The following is a 3465-nucleotide window of genomic DNA, read 5'->3' on the forward strand; positions in this document are numbered from 1 at the left end:
GGCACCTGCACACTTCTGGCCATCTCCACCGCTTTGCGTTGTGGCACACGCCTTCCCCTCAGGAACAAGGCCACGGCGGCACGGTCGGGTAGCGTCATCAGTGGTGCGTCCCACACCGTGAGCTCGTCGATGTCGAACAGCGCGTCCAAGAGCTCGGGCGCGTTCTCGGCGTCGAAACTCGTCGGCCTTCCCCAGTGCGGCAACGCCCAGGCGAGCTCGGGGTCGTTCCACCTGCTCGACGTCGAGATGACGAGGGGACCACCGGGCCGCAGAACCCGTGACATCTCCGCCAAGGCCGCTACCGGATCAGTCACGTGGTGCAGCATCCACAACGCCGCCGCGGCGTCGAAGACTTCGGCGCGAAACGGAAGGCTGAGCGCGTCCGCCCGGACGGCCGGGCCGGGTGCGCGAGCGACGTGCCGAGCGCGGTCGACGACGACCGTCGACACGTTCAGATCGAGCAGCAGCCGTGCCAACACACCTGTCCCACCACCCACGTCGAGCGCGAGGGAACAGCCCTGCGCGGCAATCCGCCCGGCGACACCGGCGTGGATGTCGCCGTTGCGCGAGAACAGCGATGTCGAGAGCGCGTTGGCCTCGAAACGTCCCGGATCGGTGTCGTAGTCGGCGGGCACCGCGTGGCCGGGCGTCATCCTTCCAGTTTGACCAGTGTGCTCGTGCGGTGACACCTCTGGAAGCGCGAACCGGCCGGGTTAGGGTGCCCGCGTGGACAAGATCCGGTTGGGCACCTTGCTCGTGGTCGGCGTGCTGGTCGTGCAGACGCTGGCCACCCTCGTGTGGAGCGTCGACGCCACCCTGACCGGCATCGCCCTCGCGTTCAACGCGGTCGCGGCGGTGTCCACGGCGTTGTTCGTCCGGCGGGGTGGTCGGGCCGCCTGGGCGGTGGCCGCGTGGTGTGCCGGGTTCTTCGGGTGGCACGTGGTCGGGATCGGCGAGTTGGCCGGGTGGTGGACGACCGGGCTGGACGCGGTGTTCCTGGTGGCTTCGTCGTACCAGCTGTCGGTCGTCTACCAGGCGGTCTTGGCCACGGCTTCGGGCTTTGCGGTGCACCTGCTGGCGCCGCGGCGGTCAGCGCCAGGCGTCTAGGGCTCCTGCCACGTAGGTGTCGAAGCTGGTGGCTTCGCGGCCGAGGAGGCGGCTGACGTCGTCGGTCGGGGTGGCCAGCAGGCCCTTGCGCATGGCCTCGTACATGCCGTTGAGCTCGGTGATGAGCTCTTCCGGCAGTCCTTCGGCCAGCAGGATCTCGCGGTACTCGTCCGGCGTGGGCCTGGCCAGTTCGACTGGACGGCCGAGGGCTGCGGAGATCTTGGCGACTGCGGTGTCGAACGTGATGGTCTCGGGGCCGGTGAGGGTGTAGGTCTGGCCCTCGTGGCCTTCGGTGGTCAGGACGAGGGCTGCCACCTCGGCGATGTCGTGGACGTCGACGAACGGTTCCGGAGTGTCGTCCACGGGCAGGGCCAGGCGGCCCGCGCGGATGCCGGGCTGCCAGAGCTCCTCGGAGAAGTTCTGGGCGAAGTTGTTGGCGCGCAGGATGGTCCAGGGCAGGTCGGAGGCGCGGACTGCTTCCTCGGCGGCGTGCATGCCGGCGAAGACGTCGTGCGGGATCTCGTCGAGTGCTTTGCCGGAGAGCAGGACCAGGCGCACTCCGGAGGTCTTGGCCTGGTCGACGAACGGGGCGGCGGCCGCGGGGTCGTCCGGGGCGATGACGTACGCCGCTGTCGCGCCGGACAGCGCGGGTTGCCACGTGGACTCGTCCGCCCAGTCGAAGCGGACCGCGCTGGAACGGGAGGCGGCGCGGACCGCGGCGCCGGTCTTGTCCAGGGCCTGGACGACTCGGCGGCCCGTCTTGCCGGTGGCGCCGAGGACGAGGATCTCTTGTGTCATGGCGTCCACTGCACCGCAGGCGCGTGCACGGGGACATGGGCGAGCGTTCGCCGCTGCTGTCCGATCGTCCCGGACGTATGTTGGAGGCATGGAGCCGTTCGACGAACTGCTGCGCGGAGTGCGCGCGGATGGCGCCGGTGTGCGTCGGGTGGAGCTGTCCGGGACACGGGCGCTGCCCGGGATGACCATGTACGCGGTGGTGGCGGGCGAGGTCTCGGTGCGGGACGTGACCGCGGGGCCGGGGGACGTCCTGGTGGTGCAGGATTCCGTTGCCGTGCACGGGAACGCGTCGGTGGTCAGCGGGACGTACGACGTCCTGGGGTCGGTGGCGCGGCGGCTGACCGGAGTGCTGCCGGACGCGGTGGTAGCGCCGGGGACCGACGGGTGCGCGGAGTTCTACGGGTCGTTGGGGACCGACGAGTCCAGCGTGGTCGCGGACCGGCTGCTGGACTGGATCATGGTGTGCGCGCTGCGCGAGTGGTTCGACCGCGAGCACGACTCGGGGTGGCTGGCCGCGCTGGCCGACGAGGTGGCCGGGCCGGTGCTGCGGGCGATGCACGACGATCCCGCCCGAGCGTGGACGCTGGCGTCGCTGGCGCGGGAGGCGGGCGTGGCGCGGACGACGCTCGCCGGGCGGTTCTGCCGGCTGGTCGGGACGCCGCCGCTGACCTACCTCACGGAGTGGCGGATGGCGCTGGCGGCGGACCTGCTGGCGGAGTCGCCGGCGACGGTGGCCTCCGTGGCGCGGCAGGTCGGGTACGCGGACGCGTTCGGGTTCAGCGCCGCGTTCAAGCGCGTGCACGGCGTCAGTCCGAGCGAGTGCCGCACCCGGTGCGCCGCGAGCGCGTGACGTCGACGCAGCACCGCACGAAGTCAGTGACGGCGTCCCCCGCGTCCGGCAGCCACGCCACCGCGATCTCGCTGGGGCTCACACCGGTCACCGGCACGTAGACCACGTCCGGCCGCGAGAAGAAGTGTGCCGTGGACGCCGGCACCAGCGCGATGCCGTGACCGCCGGCGATGGCGCCCAGGAATTCGTCGGGCTGCTCGACGACGGCGCCGATGCGAACCTCGCGACCGTCCCTTTCGGACAGAGCGAGCCAATGCTCGCGCCACGCTCCCTTCAGCGCCGGCGCGACGATGACGGGCTCGTCCCACAGCTCGCGGAACGCGATCTCGGTGCGCCCGGCCAGCGGGTGCGCGGAAGGCAGTGCGGCGCAACGACGTTCGCTGAACAACGCCTGCACCTTGAACGAGTCCTCACCGAGGAAGGGCAGGCGCAGCAACGCGACGGGCACCTCGGCGGTCGCGAGCCCGGCCGACGGGTCCGACCACGGCGCCTGCTCCAGGTCCACCCGCCACCCCGGCCTGATCTTGCCGAACGCGCTGACGATGTGTTGCGTGGCGTCGTTCGCGGCGCTGGCCAGGAACCCGACCCTGAGCACCCTGGCCGCGCTGCGGGTTTCGCTCACGGCGGCGTCCCAGCCGGCGAGCACCGGCGGTACCCGCGTGGCCAGGGCGCGGCCGGCCTCGGTCAGCCTCATTCCGGTGCTGGAGCGG

General features: G+C 71.4%; 5 protein-coding genes. 2 read left to right on the forward strand and 3 right to left on the reverse strand.

Annotation, left to right across the window (positions count from 1 at the left end):
• A partial coding sequence (locus tag VF330_RS21135; protein ID WP_330853363.1) for a class I SAM-dependent methyltransferase occupies nucleotides 1-635 on the reverse strand: 635 nt, incomplete at its 3' end.
• A gap of 91 nt (nucleotides 636-726) precedes the next feature.
• Here VF330_RS21135 and VF330_RS21140 point away from each other — a divergent pair.
• Nucleotides 727-1107, forward strand: a complete 381-nt coding sequence (locus VF330_RS21140) for a hypothetical protein (protein WP_330853364.1) — start codon at nucleotides 727-729, stop codon at nucleotides 1105-1107.
• Here the strand turns inward: VF330_RS21140 and VF330_RS21145 are convergent.
• On the reverse strand, nucleotides 1090-1905 hold the full coding sequence (locus tag VF330_RS21145) for an NmrA family NAD(P)-binding protein (protein ID WP_330853365.1): 816 nt from the start codon (nucleotides 1903-1905) through the stop codon (nucleotides 1090-1092). The two genes, VF330_RS21140 and VF330_RS21145, sit on opposite strands and share 18 nt — an antisense overlap.
• Before the next feature lie 88 nt (nucleotides 1906-1993).
• Here VF330_RS21145 and VF330_RS21150 point away from each other — a divergent pair, with 88 nt between their 5' ends.
• Complete coding sequence (locus tag VF330_RS21150; protein WP_330853366.1) at nucleotides 1994-2755, forward strand: AraC family transcriptional regulator; 762 nt, start codon at nucleotides 1994-1996, stop codon at nucleotides 2753-2755.
• Here the strand turns inward: VF330_RS21150 and VF330_RS21155 are convergent.
• Nucleotides 2712-3465 (reverse strand): LysR family substrate-binding domain-containing protein (locus VF330_RS21155; protein WP_330853367.1); only part of this gene is annotated, 754 nt, incomplete at its 5' end. The two genes, VF330_RS21150 and VF330_RS21155, sit on opposite strands and share 44 nt — an antisense overlap.

Source organism: Lentzea sp. (assembly GCF_036380075.1).
GTDB lineage: Bacteria > Actinomycetota > Actinomycetes > Mycobacteriales > Pseudonocardiaceae > Lentzea.